The sequence below is a fragment of the Candidatus Eisenbacteria bacterium genome (genome assembly GCA_016235265.1).
Taxonomy (GTDB): Bacteria; Eisenbacteria; RBG-16-71-46; order RBG-16-71-46; family JACRLI01; genus JACRLI01.
In genome coordinates, this window is the sequence record JACRLI010000014.1 from 26,353 (window position 1) to 46,496 (window position 20,144).

18 protein-coding genes are annotated in these 20,144 nt (G+C 73.2%); 4 read left to right on the forward strand and 14 right to left on the reverse strand.

The window, feature by feature from the left end:
* Nucleotides 1-20 precede the first annotated feature (20 nt).
* A complete protein-coding gene (gene pcm, locus HZB25_06670; GenBank protein ID MBI5836907.1) occupies nucleotides 21-629 on the forward strand; it encodes a protein-L-isoaspartate O-methyltransferase in 609 nt (202 codons plus the stop codon).
* Between the two features lie 83 nt (nucleotides 630-712).
* Here pcm and HZB25_06675 read toward each other — a convergent pair whose 3' ends face one another.
* The 9 genes from HZB25_06675 to HZB25_06715 form a co-directional block, all read right to left on the reverse strand.
* On the reverse strand, nucleotides 713-2,038 hold the full coding sequence (locus HZB25_06675; GenBank protein ID MBI5836908.1) for a hypothetical protein: 1,326 nt from the start codon (nucleotides 2,036-2,038) through the stop codon (nucleotides 713-715).
* A complete protein-coding gene (locus HZB25_06680; GenBank protein ID MBI5836909.1) occupies nucleotides 2,035-3,336 on the reverse strand; it encodes an outer membrane protein transport protein in 1,302 nt (433 codons plus the stop codon). The genes HZB25_06675 and HZB25_06680 overlap by 4 nt, the downstream gene beginning before the upstream one ends.
* A 169-nt stretch (nucleotides 3,337-3,505) precedes the next feature.
* Nucleotides 3,506-4,111, reverse strand: a complete 606-nt coding sequence (locus HZB25_06685) for a DUF1579 domain-containing protein (protein MBI5836910.1) — start codon at nucleotides 4,109-4,111, stop codon at nucleotides 3,506-3,508.
* Between the two features lie 114 nt (nucleotides 4,112-4,225).
* Nucleotides 4,226-4,741: a hypothetical protein gene (locus HZB25_06690; protein ID MBI5836911.1), complete on the reverse strand. Its 516-nt coding sequence runs from the start codon at nucleotides 4,739-4,741 to the stop codon at nucleotides 4,226-4,228.
* Between the two features lie 52 nt (nucleotides 4,742-4,793).
* On the reverse strand, nucleotides 4,794-5,285 hold the full coding sequence (locus HZB25_06695) for a DinB family protein (protein ID MBI5836912.1): 492 nt from the start codon (nucleotides 5,283-5,285) through the stop codon (nucleotides 4,794-4,796).
* Between the two features lie 93 nt (nucleotides 5,286-5,378).
* Nucleotides 5,379-6,764: a tryptophanase gene (locus tag HZB25_06700; GenBank protein ID MBI5836913.1), complete on the reverse strand. Its 1,386-nt coding sequence runs from the start codon at nucleotides 6,762-6,764 to the stop codon at nucleotides 5,379-5,381.
* 76 nt (nucleotides 6,765-6,840) lie between these two features.
* A complete protein-coding gene (locus HZB25_06705) occupies nucleotides 6,841-8,124 on the reverse strand; it encodes an ABC transporter permease (protein MBI5836914.1) in 1,284 nt (427 codons plus the stop codon).
* A complete protein-coding gene (locus HZB25_06710; protein MBI5836915.1) occupies nucleotides 8,121-9,080 on the reverse strand; it encodes an ATP-binding cassette domain-containing protein in 960 nt (319 codons plus the stop codon). Before HZB25_06710 ends, HZB25_06705 begins: the two co-directional genes overlap by 4 nt.
* Before the next feature lie 112 nt (nucleotides 9,081-9,192).
* Nucleotides 9,193-11,124, reverse strand: a complete 1,932-nt coding sequence (locus HZB25_06715) for a hypothetical protein (protein ID MBI5836916.1) — start codon at nucleotides 11,122-11,124, stop codon at nucleotides 9,193-9,195.
* Between the two features lie 236 nt (nucleotides 11,125-11,360).
* On the opposite strand from HZB25_06715, the gene HZB25_06720 reads away from it, so the two are divergent.
* Together HZB25_06720 and HZB25_06725 are read left to right on the forward strand one after the other, a co-directional pair.
* Nucleotides 11,361-12,023 carry a hypothetical protein gene (locus HZB25_06720; protein MBI5836917.1) on the forward strand — a complete coding sequence of 221 codons (663 nt, stop codon included), beginning with the start codon at nucleotides 11,361-11,363 and terminating at the stop codon, nucleotides 12,021-12,023.
* A 10-nt stretch (nucleotides 12,024-12,033) separates the two neighbouring features.
* Nucleotides 12,034-12,900 (forward strand): hydroxymethylbilane synthase, encoded by an 867-nt coding sequence (locus HZB25_06725; protein ID MBI5836918.1) that lies wholly within the window; start codon nucleotides 12,034-12,036, stop codon nucleotides 12,898-12,900.
* A 59-nt stretch (nucleotides 12,901-12,959) separates the two neighbouring features.
* Here HZB25_06725 and HZB25_06730 read toward each other — a convergent pair whose 3' ends face one another.
* From HZB25_06730 to HZB25_06745, 4 genes are all read right to left on the reverse strand, one after another.
* Nucleotides 12,960-13,772, reverse strand: coding sequence for an arylamine N-acetyltransferase (locus HZB25_06730; protein ID MBI5836919.1), 813 nt, complete (start codon nucleotides 13,770-13,772; stop codon nucleotides 12,960-12,962).
* A 98-nt stretch (nucleotides 13,773-13,870) separates the two neighbouring features.
* Nucleotides 13,871-14,779 (reverse strand): hypothetical protein, encoded by a 909-nt coding sequence (locus HZB25_06735; protein MBI5836920.1) that lies wholly within the window; start codon nucleotides 14,777-14,779, stop codon nucleotides 13,871-13,873.
* Complete coding sequence (locus tag HZB25_06740; protein MBI5836921.1) at nucleotides 14,764-15,708, reverse strand: hypothetical protein; 945 nt, start codon at nucleotides 15,706-15,708, stop codon at nucleotides 14,764-14,766. The genes HZB25_06735 and HZB25_06740 overlap by 16 nt, the downstream gene beginning before the upstream one ends.
* 12 nt (nucleotides 15,709-15,720) lie before the next feature.
* On the reverse strand, nucleotides 15,721-16,230 hold the full coding sequence (locus tag HZB25_06745; protein ID MBI5836922.1) for a DUF4149 domain-containing protein: 510 nt from the start codon (nucleotides 16,228-16,230) through the stop codon (nucleotides 15,721-15,723).
* A gap of 301 nt (nucleotides 16,231-16,531) precedes the next feature.
* On the opposite strand from HZB25_06745, the gene HZB25_06750 reads away from it, so the two are divergent.
* Nucleotides 16,532-19,159: a SpoIIE family protein phosphatase gene (locus HZB25_06750; protein MBI5836923.1), complete on the forward strand. Its 2,628-nt coding sequence runs from the start codon at nucleotides 16,532-16,534 to the stop codon at nucleotides 19,157-19,159.
* Nucleotides 19,160-19,305: 146 nt separating this feature from the next.
* Here the strand turns inward: HZB25_06750 and HZB25_06755 are convergent, their stop codons facing one another.
* On the reverse strand, nucleotides 19,306-20,064 hold the full coding sequence (locus HZB25_06755) for an SRPBCC domain-containing protein (protein ID MBI5836924.1): 759 nt from the start codon (nucleotides 20,062-20,064) through the stop codon (nucleotides 19,306-19,308).
* Nucleotides 20,065-20,144: the final 80 nt, after the last annotated feature.

The following is a 20,144-nucleotide window of genomic DNA, read 5'->3' on the forward strand; positions in this document are numbered from 1 at the left end:
TCGAGCGCCTGCGGCGCGAGATGGTCCGGACCCAGCTGCGCTCCCGCGACATCCGCGACGAGCGGGTGCTGGACGCCATGGGCGAGGTGCCCCGCCACGAATTCCTGCCGCCGCCCCTGCGCTACGCCGCCTACCAGGACCGCGCCCTGCCGGTGGGCGAGGACGAGACCCTCTCCCAGCCCTACATCGTGGCCCTCACCTGCCAGGCGCTCGAGTTGAGAGCCGGCGCGCACGTGCTGGACGTGGGCTCCGGCACCGGTTACCAGGCCGCGGTGCTGGCGAGGATGGGCTGCGTGGTGTGGGCGGTGGAGCTTGACCCGGAACTGGCGGCCACCTCGCAGGCGCGGCTCGCGCGGCTGGGCTGCAAGGACATCGAGGTACGCGCGGGGGACGGCACGCTGGGGTGGGGCGAGCATGCCCCGTTCGACGCCGTGGCGGTGGCCGCCGCGGCACCGGACGTACCGCCCGCGCTGCTGCGCCAGATGCGCGACGGCGGCCGCCTGGTGGCCCCCCTGGGCGATGTGAACGACCAGGTGCTGGTCAAGGTGATGCGCACCGGGGACGGCTACGGCCGCGTGCACCTCACGGCCGTGAAGTTCGTGCCGCTGAAGTTCCCGGGGAGGGACTGAGCGGCCGGGGAGGGGTCGACCGGCCGGGGCGGGATCGTGGGGCCGGAAGGGCCGGGGTCCGGCAGGGAGACGCCGCGCGCGGCCTAGAACCCGTACCGCCGCACCCGCCCCCAGTCGATGCCCTGCGTGGCGTGGGCCAGTCCCGCGAGCGGGGAGCCCGCCGTGGCGTTCACCTGCGGCGCCGCATGCAGGAACGGCGCGAGATTCACCGGCCGCAGCGCCGAGCCGTACGCGGTGTTGATCACGGCGACGAACTCGTTGGCGATGATTGCCTGCCCCAGGTCGCCCGGGTGGACCCCGTCCAGGCTCATGATCCCGCCCTGCACGTACTGCGACGTGTACGTGACCCCGCCCAGCGAGTAGCCCTCCACCCGGATGCGGCGGTACAGCGCGTTGGCGTCCATGATCGGGATGTGGCGCACGCCGCAGACCTCGTTGATGGCCTGGTTGAACATGCGCGTGCGGGTCAGGATGGCGTCCACTTCCAGCGGCGTGAGCACGGTGTGGTCGGGAAGCGGCTTGCCCGTGCCTCCGGCGAACGTGGGGATGCCGTCGCCGCGGAGCAGGTACTGCAGCGCCTCGAGCGTGACCAGGGAGCGCGGGTCCAGGGGACCCGGGGCGCCGCCGTCGCGCTGGCCGATGAATGGGATGCGCTGCCCGAAGACCAGGATCGGCCGGCCGGACACCGCGTCGAACGCGTACGGCGGCACGGTGGTGGCGTAGGGCGTGTCCAGGATGTCGGGGATGTTGCCCACCGCCAGCTTCGCTCCGGTGGAGAGAATCGAGTCCACCGCGGCGGTGTAGGAAGCGCGGAACTGGTCCAGCGGGGTCAGCGCCGCCGGCGTGCCCTGGAGCAGCGCTTCCAGCGCGTCGTTGTTGCCCAGCCAGAAGGTCACAAATCCCGGCCGGCTCGCCTTGAGCTGCTCCCACATGGTGCCGCGCCCGCCCAGCAGCAGCGGGAACATGGGGGTGGTGTCGTTGACGAAGAAGTGCGCCACCCGGGCACCCGGAACGCCCAGGTTGCTGTAGGGCGCCTCCTCCGGGTTCTCCAGCGTGCCCAGGCCCGCATGCGGGTGCACGCTGAAGGGCAGCCCGCCCGCCGGATGGTCCCAGTCCATGAACAGCAGTGCCGGGAAGCCCGGGGCCGAGACGCGCGGGTGCGGGAAGCGGGTCAGCCCGAACTGGCGCGCCAGCAGCACCGGGTAGGCCGCGTCCTGGTGGGCGTCCACCAGCCCTCCGGACTGGTAGCCGGCGGTGAGACTGTTGCCCACCGCCACGTAGCCCGCGAAGTTGGCGGTGCCGGGGCAGCCGCACGGGGCCACCGGGTGGCTCACGCGCGAGCAGCCCGGGAAGCATGCGGCCGCGGCCAGCAGCAGGGCCGCGGCGGCCAGGGTGCGGGCCGGCCTCACCACTTCTTCCCCAGCGAGGCGCCAAAGATGAAGGCGCGCGGCTTGTACGTGCCGTCGAAGTGGTTCAGGTTGCCGAACTCCGTGGAGCGGTTCCGGAACATCACCAGCAGTGCGTAGATGTCGGCGGAGAGGCCGCTGTCGGCGCGGAATCCGGCGCCGGCGGTCAGGCCGATACGGTCGGTATCCGAGATCAGCGGGCTCATGGCCCACTCGGGCTGCGGCGTGGCGTCGTAGTAGGCCCCCGCGCGCAGGATGTACTCGTCCAACCGGTACTCCAGCCCCAGGCGCACCGCGGCGGCGTTGTGGAAGGCCTGCGGCGCCACCACGCTGCGCTCCGGGTTGCGGGAGAGCGCCAGGGTGATGGTGTCGAAGGCGCTCCAGCGGGTCCAGTTCACGTCCAGCTCCGCCGCCAGCTCCGGCGTGAGCTTCACCTGCAGGCCGGCCAGCAGCATCAGCGGGAAGCGAACCTTCACGGTGGCGTCCTGGTCATGCGGCAGCGTGGCGGCGATGGTGGAGTCCGCGGCGTGGTTGCCGGTGGTGAACGGGTAGTAGGTGAACCGCGCGGGGGTGACGAACTCGTTCGAGGTGCCGGTGCGCAGTGTGCCGCCCAGGCTGACCCGGTCGCTGGGCACCCACTGCGCGCCGAACGTGCCGCCCAGCGCCGTCTCCCGCCCGCTCTCCAGGCCCACCTTGCCCACCTCGGGCGCGACGTCGGTGCCCGGCAGGGGCGCGGCCACCGCCCGTTCCAGCAGGATCTTCGACCAGGTCATGTTGAGCGAGGCGCCCAGGCGGAACCGGGGCGCCACTTCCGCGGCCAGCCCGGCGGAGGCGTCAATCTGCTCGATGCGCGAGTTCCACGCGACGAAGCGCCCGCTGAACGTGCGGCTGTTGGTCCAGTCGGTCTGCAGCCCGAACGGCACGGTCAGGCCCACCGCGGCGGTCACCCCTCTCGTGATTCCGCGGCTCAAATAGAACGAGGGCAGCGGGAAGGCCTTCTGGGCGGTGCTCTCTTCCACGCCGTAGCCCGGGTAGGGGTCCACGCCGGAGAAGGAGTCGTCGAACAGGATCAGGCTGGGGCTGAGCAGGAGTTGAGTGCCGTCGAGCCCGGCCAGCGCGGCGGGGTTGTAGAACAGCGCGCTGGGGTCGTCCACTCCCGCGGCGAACGCGCCGCCGCGCCCGATGGCCGCCGCTCCCTGCTCGAACAGGGCGAACGCGGCCGCATGGGCGGTGGCGGCGCCGAGGAGTGTCGCCAGGACGAGCAGCGGGGGTGCGGCGGCCCGCAACGCTTTCGTCAGCATGGCGAAGAGATTGCTCCCGGGGTGAACGGAGCGCAAGCGGATTTTCGGAAGATCCTCGGAGGATGCTCGGGGGATTCTCGGAGAGTCCTCGGAGAGACCACGGGGGGTGCGGTCCCGCTTTCGGGTGCACGGCGGGGCGTCGTCGCCCCACCGCGCACCCGCCCGCGGATCAGGCCTTGCGGCGCTTGTAGGTGATCTTCATCCCCGGGAACTCCTTGCCGTCCGGGGTGGGCATGTACGCGGTCCACACGCGCGTGTTCGCGTCCGGGCTCTGCGTCACGCTGCGCCACTTCATCATCTTGCCGTCGGGACCGGGGGATTCCGCCCAGAAGGTGAGCGCGGCGGAGGCCTTGTCGTAGCTGCCCTCCATGTTGGTCACGTAGGTGCCCATGGCGTCCACCCAGACGCACACGAACCTGCCCTTCGCGGTGTCGTAGCCGGTCACGCCGAGGCCCTGGAAGGGCAGCCCCATCATGGTGCTGGCCATGTCCTCCACCAACCACAGCTCGCCGCGCATGGTGCAGGTGCGCACTCCCTTGCTGTGCTCCGCCGGCTGGCCGGGGGCCATGGCCATCTCGATGTCGGCGTCCCAGGTGCCCAACTCCGCCTTCAGCAGGGCGTGCTCGGGGGTCGGCTTCGGGAAGGCCATGGCGGCCGCATCCGGCGCGGCGCCCGGCTTGGCGGGCTCCTCGGCGCGGACGGTCGCGGCGGACAGCGCCGCGGCCACGAGGGCGGCCCCGAAGCAGGCCAGGCTGGCACGGGTGAATCGGTTCATGGTCGGTTTCCTCCATGGTTCGTTGGGTGTCGGGATGGTGCAAGGGACCGGGGTGCCCGCGCGGCGGCCTGCGTGCTTCCGGGGCCCCCCCGGTGGGTGAATCGTCTCGGAGCTTCAGGGCTTCTCGGCCATGGCCTTGAAGCTGGCCAGCCGCGAGGCCATCTCGGCGTCGCTCTCCCGGGCGGTCTTGTCCACGGTGGCGGCCTGGTCGTCGGTGTAGGTGTCGGTGAGCGTCACGCGCGAGCCGGTTCCCGCGGCCTCCACCACCACGCGCACCCGGCACAGGTAGGATCCGTTGTCGGGCTCCCACGAGGCGCGCAGTTCGCGGCCGGCCTTGAAGCACGTGCACACCAGCGTGCCGGGGTCGTTCCAGTGGGCGAGCACGCCCGACAGGTGGTCGCCGACGCGGGCCATCGGCGCCGAGCCGGTCCGGGGCACCAGCCCGCCCAGGGCTCCCAGGCCCTCGGCACTGCACAGCCGGGCCCATACGCGGGATGGGGCGGCGTGGATGGTCGCCGTGTGGGAGACCTCCACCGCGGCGCCCTTGCGGATCGCGGCGCCGGCCGGGGCGCCCAGGATGACGAGGGCCAGGCCGGTGGCGGGCAGCAGGAGTGGGAGCGGGGAACGCATGATTCCTCCTCGGTGCGGCGGCCAGGGTTGGGGGCGATGCCGACGCGGCCGGTCAGCGTTTCCGAAGGCGCTTGAGCAGCTGGATCTGTCCGGCGTGGTAGAGGTCGTGGGCGGCGATGCCCGCGATGCGCATGGTGTGGGTCACCCCACGGCTGCCCCTCACCGGCTTCGGGAGATCGCGGGCGGGGAACTCCGCGATGGCCGCGCGCAGGGAGCGGTGCGCGGCTTCGAGCAGCTCGAGGTCCGCTCTCAGCGCCGCCGCGGTGGCTTCGCGCGGCGAAGCGGGACGCGCGAACCAGTTCGAGCCCTTCAGCGGGAAGGAGCCGCGCTTCTCGCCCAGGATCCGGCGGCGCACGACGTACTTCCAGTAGGCGCAGTGCACCAGGATCTCCCAGGCGTTGTGCCGGCCGGGCGCGGGACGCCACGCGGCCGCCCCGGGCGTGAGCCCGCGCAGCGAGCCGCGCAGGTTGGGCCCGTGCCACGACACGCGCTCGTAGGCGCGGTCCAGGTTCTCCAGCAACAGTTCGATCTCGCGCGAAGCCATCCGGTTTCCCTTCCCGCGGCCGGGTCGGACGTCGTGGGGGTCGCGCCGGTGACTTGCGGGCGCCCCCGGAAAGGCCAGGCAATCCTGCCCGGGTTACCGCAGCGCCGGCACGATGGGCTCGAGCCGCGCGGTGAAGTGCCGCAGCACCGGCGCTTCGTGCACGATGCGCAGCCCGGCCAGTTCCTCGCGCCGGGTGAACAGGTCGATGACCGCGTCCGCCACGTACTTCATGTGCATGGTGGTGTAGACCCGCCGCGGGATCGCCAGCCGCACCAGCTCCAGGGCCGGGTACTTCACCACGCCGGTCCGGGGGTCCTTCTCGGCGAACATCAGGCTGCCCACCTCCACGGCGCGCACGCCGTGCTGGCGGTACAACTCCACGACCAGCGACTGGCCCGGGAACTCGCTCTGCGGCACGTGCGGCAGGAACACCTTGGCGTCGATGTACACCGCGTGCCCGCCGGTGGGGCGCACGATGGGCACGCCCGCCTGCGTGAGCAGTTCTCCGAGGAAGCGCACCTGGCCGATGCGGAACGCCAGGTAGTCCTCGTCGGTCACCTCCTCCAGCCCGCGCGCGATGGCCTCCAGGTCGCGGCCCGCCAGGCCGCCGTACGTCGGGAAACCCTCCACCAGGATCAGGTGGTTGGTGATCTTCTCCGTCCATTCGTCGTTGTTCAGGGCCAGGAAGCCGCCGATGTTCACCAGCGCGTCCTTCTTGGCGCTCATGGTGCAGCCGTCGCCGAGCGAGAACATCTCCTTCGCGATGTCCCGCACGCTGGTGCCGGCGTAGCCGGCCTCCCGCTCGCGGATGAACCAGCTGTTCTCGGCGAAGCGGCAGGCGTCGAAGAACAGCGGCACGCCGTGCCGCTTCGTGATCTCGCGGGCGCCGCGGATGTTCTCCATGGACACCGGCTGGCCGCCGCCGGAGTTGTTGGTGACGGTGATCATCACCAGCGGCACGCGGGCGCGGTTGGCGGCCAGGTACTGGTCCAGCCGGTCCAGGTCCATGTTGCCCTTGAAGGGCTTCTCCAGCGTGGGGTTCAGCCCGTCGGCGCCCACCAGGTCCACGGCCTCGGCGCCGCGCTGCTGCACGTTGGCGCGGGTGGTGTCGAAGTGGATGTTGTTGGGCACGCTCAGGCCGGGGGAGAGCACCGAGGCGAACAGCAGGTGCTCCGCCATGCGCCCCTGGTGCGTGGGGATCACGTGCTTGTATCCGGTGAGGTCCCGGACGGCCTGCTCGAAGCGGTAGAAGTTGCGGCTGCCCGCGTAGGACTCGTCGCCCAGCATCAGCCCCGCCCACTGCTGGTCGCTCATGGCCGAGGTGCCGCTGTCGGTGAGCAGGTCCACGTAGATGGAATCGGCCGGGATGGCGAAGATGTTGTACCCCGCCTCGCGGATCAGGCGCTCGCGTTCCTCGCGCGTGGTGCGCTTCACGCGCTCGATCATCTTGATGCGGAAGGGCTCCGCCGGGAAATCCATCGTTCCTCCAGGGCGCCGTCGCGCCCGGGCCGGCCTCCAGGCCGGCCCGGGCGTCGCGCCGGCGCGTCACCTCACCTCAACGCGTGCGCGCCCAGCGGATCACCTCCGCCAGGTTCGGGGTCTTGCCGTAGGCCAGCATCCCGATCCGGAAGATCCGCGCCGACACCCGCAGCGCCAGCCAGGCGCCCAGGGCCAGTAGGGCCAGCGAGAGGCCCACCTGCCATGCGGGAACGGACGAAACGGGAGAGGCCATCCGGAGCATCATAGCCAGCGGGGCGCTGGTGGGGAACAGGGAAAGCCCCACCGCCAGCGCCGAGTCCGGGCTCTCGAGGAGCGTGGTCAGCACGAAGAACGGGAACATCATGGAGACCACGAACATCACCGAGATCTGCTGCGCCTCGCGGGCGCTGCCGGCCACCGCGCCCACTCCGGCCATCATGCTGGCGAACATCAGGTAGCCGAGCACGAAGTACGCCACGGCCGCCAGCAACATGCCCGCGGAGAAGTGCAGCGGCAGCACCGCGGCGGCCGCGCCGGCGCCCACGCCGGCCATGCCCATCCACGCGGCCACCAGCGTCAGGCCGGCGCCGCCCAGGCCGATCAGCTTGCCCGCCAGGAGTTCCTCCGGGCTCACCGAGCACAGCATGGACTCGAGGATGCGCGACTCCTTCTCCTCCGCCAGGCCCTGCAGCAGGTACTGGCCGCCGGACATGATGCAGATGGCCAGCAGCATCCCCAGCCCGATGGGGATCACCAGGTCGGCGATCCGGCGCCGGTCGTCGCGCAGCTCGAAGCGGCCCTGGCGGTTCCGCGCGTAGCTGGCGATCTCCGCCGCCGGCTTGAGCGCGCGTTCCGCGCGGAGCGAGTCCACGCGGCCCTCCAGCAGCCCGCGGGCCAGCCAGGCGCGCACCGCGCGCTCGCTGGCGGACGCGCCGAAGCCGTCGGAGTGGCCGTAGAGACGCACCCGGCCGCGCTCCAGGTAGTCCGCCGGCACCACCAGCACCTCGCTCACCTCGTTCTCGCGCAGCGCGGATTGCGCCGCGGTGAGGTCGGGGTAGAAGCGCACCTCGGCGCGGTGCGCGCGGCGGGCCCTGTCTCCCGCGAACGGGTTTGCGGCCACCGACATCCGGATCTCCCGGGACGCGCCCGGGAATTGCCCCGAGGAATCCACCACTCCCAGCGAGCGGAAGTTCTCCGCCGCCCGGCCGCGAGCGCCAAGCGGCGCCATCGCCGAGGCCCAGAACACGAATGCGAAGTACAGCGGCACGCCCACGATGGACAGGATGAAGCTCTTGCGCGAGACCGTGACCCGGAACTCGCGCCGCGCCACGGTGAGCGCGCGGGCCCAGGACAGCTTCATGGCGCGACCCCCGTGCCGCCCGGGAGCGGCGTCGCGCCGTGCCCGGACGGGCCGTCGGCGCCGCCCGCGGGCGCACCCTCGCGCACCACCTTCACGAAGATGTCCTCCAGCGGCAGCGAGGCCAGCGCGAAGCTCTCCACGCGCACGTCGGCCTCCACCAGCGAGCGCAGCACGTCCTGGGGATCCGCGCCCGGCTCCAGCACCAGGTTCACTTCTCCATTGGAAGCTTCCGTGCGGCTCACCCCGGCGATGCGCTCCGGCAGCGCCCCGGCGCGCACGCGCACCGCGTGGCCGGCGAAGCGCCGGCGGATCTCGCGCACCGGCCCGTGCAGCACCGTGCGCCCCTCGTGAATCATCAGCGCCCGGTCGCACAACTGCTCCACCTTGTTCATCTGGTGCGTGGACAGCAGCACCGCCGCGCCCGCGGCGCGGCGCTCGGCCAGCAGCTCCTCGAAGAGCTGCACATTCAGCGGGTCGAGCCCGGAGAACGGCTCGTCCAGCACCAGCAGCCGCGGCTCGCCGATGAGCGCGGTGCACAGCTGCAGTTTCTGCTGCATGCCCTTGGAGAGCGCCTGCACCGGCTTGCGGGCCCACCCGGCCAGCTCCACGCGCTCCAGCATCGCCTGCGCGGCGCGGCGGGACTCGCGCGGGGCCAGGCCCTTGAGCTCGCCGAAATAGGCCAGCGCGTCCAGGCTCTTCACCTTGCGGTACAGCCCGCGCTCCTCGGGCAGGTAGGCCAGCAGGCCCGCGCGCCGCCCGGCCGGCGCGGCGCCGTCCAGCGTGATGGTCCCGGCATCCGGCTTCAGGATGTCGGTGATCATGCGCATCAGCGTGGTCTTCCCGGCGCCGTTGGGGCCCAGCAGGGCGAAGATCTCGCCCGAGTGGACCTCGAAGCTCACCCGGTCCACCACCGCGCGCTCGCCGAAGACCTTCGACACTTCACGGACTACCAGCATGCGGTCTCCCGGAAAGGGAAGATGGGGTGCCGCCTCGTCGGTCCAGGCACAGGATCCCGCGGGATCGCACGGGCCCCGGGGGGCTCACAAGCGCCATTGCTCGAAGCCGCAGTCACGAGTACAGCCACACGAACACGTAGAATCCCTTGAGTGCCACCAGCAGCGCCAGGCACATGCCGGTCAGCCACGCCCACTCCGAGCGCCGCCGCTCGCGCCACAGCGAGGCGCCCCCGGCCACCAGCAGCGGCATGTAGGACATCCACAGCCGGCCGGCCTCGCCCTTGGTGGCGCCGGAGACATCCAGCAGCAGCAGCGTGCCCAGCACGGCTGCCAGCACCGCCGTGCCGGGGTCCATGCGCATCTTGCGCGCCGCCTCCGGGTGGTGCCACCACGGCACCGCGCGCAGCATCCACGCCGCCGCCGGCAGCCCCAGCAACACCAGGAAGTCCAGCGGGTTGAGCAGCGCCCACAGCGCCCACCCGCGGTGCGCCAGCGTGTCGCGGTGGTGGCCCAGCACCGCCTGGAGAACCGTGACGGGATGGTGCCCCGCAGCCTCGGCCCCGAGCCACAGCACCACGAGCGGCGCCAGCAGCGCCAGGCCGCGGGCCAGTTCTCCGCGCCGGGTGGCCTTGCGGCGCTTCCACGACAGCACCGCCTGCAGCGCCAGCAGCACCAGCAGCGCCAGGTTGCCGGCGGAGAACGCGGCGAGCAGCCCCACGCAGGCGCCGCTCAACAGCGCCCAGGCCCGGCGCGCGGCGCCCTCCGAGCGCACCCACGAGCCGGCGGCCAGCAGCGCCAGCGCCGGGTAGGCCACGTCCACGTCGGGGAAGAACAGCAGCGGCGCGGCGCACACGGCGGCCAGGCCCGCGGCGCGGAAGGCCACCCGCGGGGACTCATGGTCGCGGGCCACGAAGTACACGCCTGCAGGAATGGCCGCCAGCATCAGGGCCACCAGGCCCACCAGCAGCCACAGCCCGTTGGATTCCGCGGGGGACAGCGCCCGCCGGGCCACGTCGGCGGCCAGGCGGTCGGCGGTCTCGCGGTCGGCGCCTGATGCCCGCGCCACCGCCTCGGCGGCCGTGGCCCCGGCCGGCGTGGCGCCGGCCCGCGTGGCCGCGTGGAAGAGCAGCGGCCAGCCCGCCGGATGCGTGGCGGCGTGCATCGGCATGCCGTCGGTGAGCACCGCGAAACCGCGCAGGAACGCGGCCGGGTCCTCCACCTGCGCGCCGGCCTGGAAGTAACTGGTGTTGATCTCGCTGGCCAGCGCCGCCGGCGCGCGCTCCGGGCCGTAGTGTTCGAACTGGGCCACGCCGCGCGCGAGCATCAGCGGCACCAGCAGCAGGCCCGCGGTGGCCCAGCGGCGCGGCGTCCTCGACTCGACCCGCGAGAGCGCCAGCATCCACAGCCACGCTCCCGTCACCCACGCGGCCCCGGAGGCCAATGCCCCGGGCGGGCGCGAGGGCAACATCGGCCACCAGGTCCAGCTGTTCTGCCCCGCCCAGCCCAGCGGCAGCGCGCGCGCGAGCAGCAGCAGCAGCGCCGCCCCGGAGATCCACGCCGCGAACTCCAGCGCCCGCGCGCGCCGCAGCACCAGGGCCGCGCCCAGCGAGCCCAGCGCCGGCCAGGAGATGCAGTAGCCCAGCGCGGCCAGCCCGGGCTTGGGCCCGGACACCCCCGCCAGCAGCGCCCACGCTCCCGCGAGCACGGAGGCGCCCCACGCCCAGCCCACCAGCATGCGGGCGCGCTCCCGGCTCACACCGGGCACCCGCGCGGCCCACCAGGCGCACGCCAGCCACACCGCCAGGGGCAGCGCACCCAGTGCGATCGCCAGCGGGCCGGCAGGGAGGTGCGCCAGGGCCGCCGCCGCCGCGGCGGGCAGCGAGCGCGCCAGCACCGCGGCCGCGTCCGATTCGCCCAGGCCGCGGAGCACCCGGAAGGCCAGCAGTCCGGTGAGTACCGCCGCGGCGAAGGGGAGGAGCTGCGCCAGGCGCCGCGCCGCCCGCAACGGCTGGACGTCCGGAGCGGTGGCGGGAGTGGGCTTCATGGACCGGTTCTCCGGGGGTGGGTGGCGGGCCGCCACGCGGCGGCGGGCGAGGGCGAGTATAGCGGAGAGGCCGGCCCGTGGCGCGGGTTGCGTCGGCGCCGCGCCGGCGTGGCGGGGCCGTTGTGTTGGCGTGGCGCCGGCGTCCGGCGCCGTCGTATCGGCGTCCGGCGGGGCCCTTCATTGCGCCCGGTCCGCGGCGCTGTCAGAATGAGCCGCGAGAGGAGACACCCGCGACCATGAATTCGATCTATTACCCCGTCTTCCTGGACCTTCTGGGCGCCCGGGTGGTGGTGGTGGGCTCGGCGCACGGCGCCGGGGACCTGGTGGAGTCGCTGTTGCACGCGGGCGCGCGCGTCACGCTGGTGGCGCCGCAGGCCGAGGAGCGCCTGCGGCGAGCCGGCGAGGAGGCGCGCCTGCGCTGGGTGCCGCGCGAGTATCGCCTGGAGGACCTGGAGGAGGCTGCCCTCGTGTTCGCCATGGACGCCGACCCCGCGCAGCAGCACCGCGTGTGCGAGGACGCCCGCGACCTGGGACTGTGGGTGAACCGCGCCGACGAGCCGTTGGATTCCACCTTCCTGGTGCCGCGGGTGTTCGAGCGCGGCCCGCTGCAGGTGGCGCTGCACGCCGACCGCTCCACGCCGGCGCTGGACCACGCGGCGCTGGTGGCGGTGGCCGAGGCGCTGGGTCACGAGTTCGGCGTGCTGGCCGAGTGGCTGGCGGAGCCGCGCTCCGGAGTGGCGCTGCGCATCCCGGGCGAGGAATTCCGGCACGAGCTGGCGGAGCAAGTGATGAAGTCGGAGGTGCCCGGACTGTTGCGCCAGGGCCGGCACGGGCCCGCGCGCGAGCGCTTCGAGGAGGTGCGCTCGCGGTGCGAGGCGTCGTGGGCGCTGCCGAAGTGAGGAGCCGCCGTTGATCCTGCGCCTCGCCACCCGTCCGCGTCCCGCGGCGCGAGCGCGGGGCCGCATCCTGGCCGGGGCCATCCGAACGCTGGACCCGGACCTCGAGATCCAGCTCGTGGATCTCCCCGCCCACCCGGACGAGTCCTTCGAGAGACTCCCCGAGCACGACACCGGCCCCACCGCCGAAATGCGCGCCGCGCTCCTGCGCGGCGACGTGGAGATTCTCGTCCACGCCGCCCGCGACCTGCCCGACGACACTCCGGCCGGCGTGCGCCTGGCCGCGATCCCGCGGCGCGAGGACCCGCGCGAGTGCCTGGTGTCGCACGGCGGCCTGGAGTTCCGCGAGCTCGAGTCCGGGGCGCGGATCGCCGTGGACAGCCCCGCCCGCGCGTGGACGGTGCGCGCGCACCGCGCCGACCTGGAAGTGGTGCGCGTCGAGGGCCCGCTCATGGACCGCCTGGCGAGGGTGGAGCGGGGCGAACTGGACGGCGTGATCGTGGCCTACGCGCCGATGCTGCGGATGGGCCTGCGCGGCCGGGTGGGGGAGATCCTGAAACTGGACGCCGGCCTGCCCGCCGCCGGCCAGGCCGCCGCGGCGGTCGAGATCCACGCCGGGGAGCAGGACCTGCAGCGGCTGCTGAACGGCATCGACGACTCCGCCGCGCGCTGGTGCGTGCTGGCCGAGCGCGAGTTCCAGCGCGCCGCGCGCGCCGCCGGCTCCCCGGACGCCGCCGCCTACGGCGTGGTGCGCGACATGGAAGTCCGCCTGCGCGGGCGGATGGAAGTCGAGGGAAGGGTGGTGGAAGGCACGGAGGCTCGCCCGGCGCAGCGGCTGGAAGGGATGGGGGCGGCGCTGGCGGGCAGACTGGCGGGGTGAGGTCCAGGCAGGTGGTTCCTGCCGGGCTCCCGGCCGGACACGTTCCTCGCAGCGCAATCCTACTCGAACACGTCCCTGAGCTTCCCCAGCCGCTTCAGCACCTCTCGCGCGATCCCCCCATCGATCCCGAAGTGCTCTTCGATCGCGCGCACCAGTTCCTCGTGGTCCCTCAGCGTGCGCGCCGTTCCCGTTCCTTCTGTGGACTCCAGCAACTCGAGATTGCGGATGGCCACGGTGCGCCCGGGATGGCAGCGGACCATCATCAGCGCGTTGAGGAAGGTGGCGTCGGGGCGGAAGGAATCCAGCACCACGGCGTCGAATTCCCGGATGTCCCGCGCCTCCGGCTTGACCAGGTAGCCGTGTCGCGGCTCTCCGTCGCGCACCAACTCCATGCGCGAGCGGCCTGCCGCGTCCTGCGGGTGGAGCACGTAGCGGTCGCGCCCCATCGGCACCACGTGATCGTGGTCCAGATCGCGCGGCAGGGGCTCCAGGAACGGGGCGCCATACCCGGAATCCACCAGGTACTCCCGGCCGTCCACCCGCGCGAGAATCACGACGTGAACGTCGGGACGGCTCATGTCCGCGCCGCACAGCCGGACGTCGTGGCCCAGGGCCGCGAGCAACGAGTAGAAGTGGTAGTTGTTCGCGTAACAGGTGCCGCCGAAGTGGTGGTGATCGATCCCGTCCAGGTACGTGCCGAGGTCGGGAATGCCGGTGAGCCCCGTGCGCTGCCAGCGGTGCACCTTGGAGAGGTTCTCGAATGGCACGTGCGTGAGCTGCGCGCGCACCAGCGCGGCCAGGGCCGGCAGGGACGGCGGCTGCGGGGGAGTCTCCAGCAGGGCAAGATAGCGTTGGATCTGCGGCGGGTTCATGTCGGCGGATGTCACCACGGCGCAGCCGGTGAGTCAATGCCGCGCGCCGGCTCGCGCGCGGCGATCCGCGCGCAGGGATGCCCCCGGGGGACTTGCGCCTACGGCGTCCTGCGCCGCAGCCGGTTGGCCAGCGCCACCTCCACCTCCGTGGCGGTCGCGGCCAGCCCCGGCGTGACCGGTGGGTGCGCGGCGAGATGCGCGCGCAGCGTGTCCAGCGCCGCGCGTCCCTCGCCGATGGGCTCGGCGTCGAGCACGTATTCCGCCAGCCTGCCCAGCCAGCGCCCCTCCAGGGACGAGCCTTCCAGCGAGCACGCCTCCTCCCGTGCCGCGTGCATCCGCGCGCGCACGAAGGCCCGGAACGCGGGCGTCGAGTCCGCGTAGGCGCGCCCGGTCCAGGCCCACACCCGCAACGGCCGGGGGGAGTCGGCGGCGGAAAACCCGTGCGCCTCCTCCCAGGAGTTGTCCAGCATCAGCAGCTGGTAGCGCCCGTCGTTGCGCAGGCGGCGCAGTTCGACCGGCACCAGGTCGGGCTCCGCGTCCGGCGAGATTACCCGGGGCGCCCCCCGCTGGACGGAAACCACGGTCACGCTGCGGCACGTGGCGCACCCGCCGCCGTTGCTGCGGGCCAGCACCGCCTCCACGGCGCCGTCGCCGTTGAGGTCGCGCCCCGAGAGCGAGTCCACGCACGACCACCACTCCTGGCTGTCGAGGTCGCCCTGCAGCGTGAGCGGGCGGCCGCGGCCCAGCGTCACGGTGACCCCGTTGGCCGGGGGCGCAGTGGTGGGGGACGGCGCAACACCCAGGTAGTGGATCTCCACCCGCAGGGTCTCCGCGCCGGCCGGGAACAGGTGCACCCGGGGAAAGCTGACCGCGAAGGCCGACGTGGAATCCTCCCCGCCGGGGCTTCGCTGCGCGGGGCCCCGGCCGCAGCCGGGCATGCACGCCAGCAGCAGGACGGAGGCGACCACCGGGGCGAGTCCCGGCGCGGCCGTCAGTTTCCGCCCCATTCCTGCTCCAGTTCCCGCCGCCTCGCCTCGAGGTAGTCGCGCAACTCAGGCCCGGCCGCCCGCGCGCGGGCCAGGCGGCCCTCGTAGAGCACCCGGGCCTCCGTGGCGCGGCCCATGGTAAGCAGGCACCAGGTGCGGGCGAGCAGCGCATCCGCCCACTCGGTGCCCGCCTCGCCGCGCTGCTCCAGGGACTGCAGCCGCAGCGCGGCGGCGGTCTCGCGCGGCGCGAACCACCCGGCGTGTCGCCGGCTCACATCCGTAACCATGGAATCCCGGACCTCCAGGAGCCGCTCGCGCGCGGGAGGGTCGAGGCGCTGCTCCGGCCAGCCCTCCGCGTGCGGCTCCACGGCGAACACCAGCGGCCCTTCCCCCTTGCGCATCGCGAACAGACTCTTGGGAACGAGGCTCGGGGTGCGCGTGAGCCAGCAGCGAATCCGGCCCTTCGAGAGCCCCAGCGCCTCGATCCACTGCCCGGTGAGCGGCCGCTCGCGCACCGCATGGCGCAGCACCACGTCCGGCTGGCCGTCCCCGTTGATGTCGGCGCCCATCCAGGCGGTGTCGGGGGACACGGATTCAAACGCGGAGGCCGAGGCGTGCCGCGTCGTCGCCGCGCCCGCCGCAAGCCCGCGCAGGAACACCGACTCGCGCGAGGCGTCCCGCTCGTAGCGGACGGTGAGCGTGTCGCCGGGGCAGGGAAGGCTCCAGGAGGTGACGCTCCGCGCGGCCGGGCGCGGCGTGGCTCTTCCGGCGGCGGAGTCCGCAGCCACGCTTCCAGCCTGCGCCGCGGCCTGCCCCGGCGACAGCGGAACCGCCACGCCGCGCCCGCGCGGACCGCGCACGATCCCGGGCTGATGCAGTCGCACGGGCACGAAATGGGTGTCGGCGTCGGCGAAGCACAGCAGCGGGGCGAGGATCAGCGCGGCGATCATGGGAGGGCCCGACTAGTTTCCGGCGTCGCGGGGCGCCCGGACCGGCCGCGAGGGAATCCACGCCAGTCCCAGCGCGAGGAGCGCCAGCATCGCCTGGGCCCGGCCGAGCCGCTCGGACATGCCGTGCATCTGTTCGAGCCGCGCGCCGGTGGGTCCCTCCCCGCGGTGCGCGCCGGCGCGGCGAAGCTGGTCAATCTGCGGATTGGTGCCCAGCGTGGACGCGGCCCCCGCGGCCAGCAGCACGACCAGCAGGGCCACGTTCAGGTTGATCAATGCGCGCGGGCGGGCGCCGGCGCCCAGGCGCAGGAACTCGCCGGCGATCAGGATCGCCATGAGCAGCTGCACCCACCGGTCGAAGCCCAGGAAGACGGGGGCCATCACCGCGGCCGCGTCGGCGCGCGCCAGCCCCGAGTGCAGGAACACCCGTGGGGCCACCAGTGCGCCGAGGACGGCCAGGCCCCCCGCCCACAGGACCAGGGACACCGTGGTGAGCAACAGGCCGAAGCGCTCGCGGGCGGTCATGGCCGCGGAACGCGCCCGTCGGGCCCGGGTTTCGGACCGGGGGCTGGGGGTGGGGATGAGGCTGGGGATGGTTTCATGGTGAGTCCAAGGTAGGTGCGCGTGCGGGGAGCGTCAAGACGGGGCTGCCGGCCGGGCCGCCGGCGACGCGCGGCAGGGGGCCGCCGGCAGCGAAGGTCGGTGGTGGGTACCCATGAAGGACGTTCCCCCGTACAATCCCGGCTTCGTCCCGTGCGCCGCCACGGCCGCCCGCCGCGCCGCACCCCTGATGCCCGTACGGAAGCCGGATCCACGGGGACCGACCATGACTCGACGCCCGAGCCCGAAACCCGCGACGCTGCTGCTGGGCAAGCCCCAGCCGCCGGCGGAGGACCGCACCCGCGACGTGCGGCTCACTCCGCTGCTGCTGCTCTCGCTCGCGGGCACCGCGCTCACCGTGGCGTTGCCCGCGTTCCCCCTGCTGGGACTGCTGCGGGCAGCCCTCTCCGCGGCAGCGGTGTGGGCGCTCTTCCGCGCGCGCCGGCGGCCCGCGGGCCAGCTCCTCGGCGGACGCCTCGCGGGCTTCTACCGGCCCTTCTGGATGTTGTTCACCGGTCTCGTGGGATTCGCCAACCCGGGCGCGGGAGCGTGGACGGGTCTGCTCCTGGGCTTCTTCGCGCGCGGCTCGCTCACCCCCTGGGTGCGCGCGCGGCGCTCCGCCGCGCTGGGCCTGCTGCTGCTGACGTGCGTGGCCGCCTATGCCGTTCCGGCGCTGCTGGGGGTGGGCACGCAGATGTCCGGTCCCGGCCTGCTGGTGATGAGCACCGGGGATGACGGCGGCCTGGTGACGCGCCCGCCCGCGGGGTCTCCCGCCGGGGCGGTGCGCGTGGTGACGGGAGCGCTCTACAGCCTGATGCAGGCCTGGCTGTTGCTGGCCGCGGTGCGCGGCGCGGCCGAGCTGCTGCGCCGCTGGATCCGGCGCTCTTCCATCCGCACCAAGCTGGTGGTGGCCTTCGGGTTGTTCGCCATCACCCCGGCGGTGCTGGCGGTGATCTTCGTGGGCATCTCCGCCTGGGTGCGCTCCGGGGAGTTCCGGGCGCGGGCGCTCGCCGAGGAGCTGCAGGCCCATTCCGCGACGGGGGCGTGGATGCGCGCGCAGCAGGCGGGCGCGGTTCCGGCATCCGGGACGGAACTGGCGGCCCGCCTGCGGGGCAGGGCCGCACTGTTCCGCGGGCAGGGAGTGTCCGCGATGGCGTTGGAGCGCGGCCCCGCCGGGTGGTGGGTGGCGGGCGCCGTGGGCGGCCCCGATTCCCTGTTCACTCCCGCGTCGGCGCCGGTGAACGACAGCGGGCAGGTGGTGCGCGGCCTGGTGCTGCGGGCCGGCGGGTTCCACTGGGCCGAAACCGCGGTGTGGCCGCGCGGCGGGGACTCGCTGGCGCTGGTCACCTACGAACCCGTGGACACCGCGAGGCTCACCGCGTTCGGGCGGCAGATGCGCTGCGATCCAATCCTGTGGGGCGCGCCCTCGATGACTTCAGGCAGCACCCGCGTGAGTGTCTCCGACCGCGGCACGCGCGTGGGGGTCGCACAATCCGCCCAGGAGGGATTCAAGGCGGGCGTGGACGCCGCCCGCGATTCACGCCGGGATGTGCGGGCGCAGCGGCGCCCCGGCACGCGGGCGGCGATCCCGCCGGCCGCCTGGGCGGACTCCCTGGAGCGCCGGCGGGCGGCCGCGCTCACCGATTCGCTCACCCGCAGCCTGGGAGTCATCTCGGTGGGGGGCGGGCGCTTCGCCGGCCTGGGCAATCGCCTGCTGCTCTCGAAGGAGCCCGTTCCCGGCTCGGACCTGCCGTGCGACAACTGGGACCGGCACTCCTGGCGACGGGGTTCGGCGGTGCTGCTGGCGCGGGTGGACTTCTGGGAGACGGCCGGCCTCAAGGGCGGGGGCACCAGCACGGTGTCCTTCGCGTTCCTCATCGCGCTGTGGGTGGTGGGCGCCCTGTTCCTGATCGTGATGCTGGTGGCGATGATGTACGGCTCACGCACCGCCGGCTTCATCACCCGGGGGGTGGCCAACCTGGGAGCCGCCACGGCCCGCGTGCAGCAGGGTGACTTCACCGCCCGGGTCACGGTGCCCTCGGAGGATGAGCTGGGGGAGCTGGCGGGAGCGTTCAACCGCATGGCAGCGGGCCTGGAGGAGGGCCAGCGCGCGGTGGTGGAGCGCGAGCACCTCCGCCGCGAGCTGGAGCTGGCACGGCGCATCCAGGCCCGGCTGCTGCCCGCCGGTCCTCCGGCGTGGCCGCGACTGGACGTGGCCGCCGCCAACGCCATGAGCCTCCAGGTGGGCGGCGACTACTTCGACTTCCTGGAGGTGGCGGAGGGCCGGATCGGCTTCTGCGTGGCCGACGTGTCCGGCAAGGGGGTGGGCGCCGCCCTCCTGATGAGCAACGTGAAGGCCGCGCTGCAGGCGCACGCGGCCGCGCACGCCTCGTCGGCCGAGATCGTGGGCGGCGTGAACCGCCTGCTGGAGAGCAGCGTGGAGACCGGGAAGTTCGTGACCCTGTTCCTGGGCGTGCTGGATCCCGCCTCGCTCACGCTGGAGTACGTGAATGCCGGCCACCCGGCGCCGATCCTGCTGCGGGGCGATGGGAGCGTGGAGCGCCTCGAGACCGGCGGATTCGTGCTGGGAGTGATGGGGGACGCCGTCTACGAGGAGGGCCGCGTGGCGCTGGCCCCGGGCGACGTGCTGGCGCTCTACACCGACGGCGTCAACGAGGCCCAGGGCGAGGGGGAGGAACTGTACGGCGACGAGCGGGCCGAAGCGGTGCTGAGGCGCGGCAAGGGCGGTTCCGCCGCCGACATCCTCTCGAGCCTGGTGGCCGACGTGCGCGCCTTCGAGGGCGCGCGCGGCCCGAGCGACGACCTGACCGCCATGGTGCTGCGGGTGAAGTAGGGCGCCGGGGGCCGGCCTGTCGGGGGGCGCGCGGCGGCCGGATCGAGCGGTGCCGGCGCCGGACCGCGCCGCGGAAAAGCAGCGGGGACGGCCGCCTGGCCGCCCCCGCGCTCTCAGAGAAGAAGTCGCGCCGAAGAGTGGTTCGCCTACTTCTTGGCCTTGCGGGCTTTTTTCTTGGCGACCTTCTTCTTGGCAGCCTTCTTCGCGACCTTCTTCTTGGCGACCTTCTTCTTCGCGACCTTCTTCTTGGCAGCCTTCTTCTTCGCCATCTGTGTAGCCCCCTTCCTTGAGGTCAATCGAGGCGCGGCCTTCGCACGATGCTTCGGCTTGGGCACGGCCTGCTTCGCGGTGGCCTTCTTCTTCGGCGCGGACTTCTTCGGGGAAGACTTCTTCGCGGAGGGTTTCTTCTTCCGGGACGCCCCGGTGGCGGGCCCGGGTCTGGCGGCGCTGGCCGCGGACCTCTTCACAGGCTTCCGGGCGGGCTTCGGTGCCGGCTTCGATGCGGGCTTGCGGGCGGGCCCGGCGGCCTTCGCGGGCGCGGGCTTCGGGGTCGCCACCGGCTTCACGACGGGGGGCTCGGGGCGCGCCACGGCGGGCGCGGCGGCCCTCGGCGCCGCGGGCCTCGCGGGCGGCCGGGGATCGGGTCGGGACGGCGGCGGCAGGCGCATGTCGTCAAAGCCCAGGTCCAGCTCGAGGTCCATGCCCTCCTCGAGGTCCCCCTCGGCCGCCGCCTCCAGCGCCAGCTGCGCCTCGGTCTGCTGCTCGAGCACCCGCTTGAGGGCTTCGAGCACCTCGGACCAGGCGATGTCGTGCCAGGAGCGGGCCTGCTCCCAATCCTCCGAATCGCCCCAGCCCGAATGCACCAGGTGCACACTGGTGCCCTCCGCATCCGGCTCGAAGGCCACGCTCTCAACTCCGCCCGAAGTTGTCAGGCAGGATGCAAACCCGCTATGTCAGGAAAATCGGGTGAGGGGAGAGGAGCAAA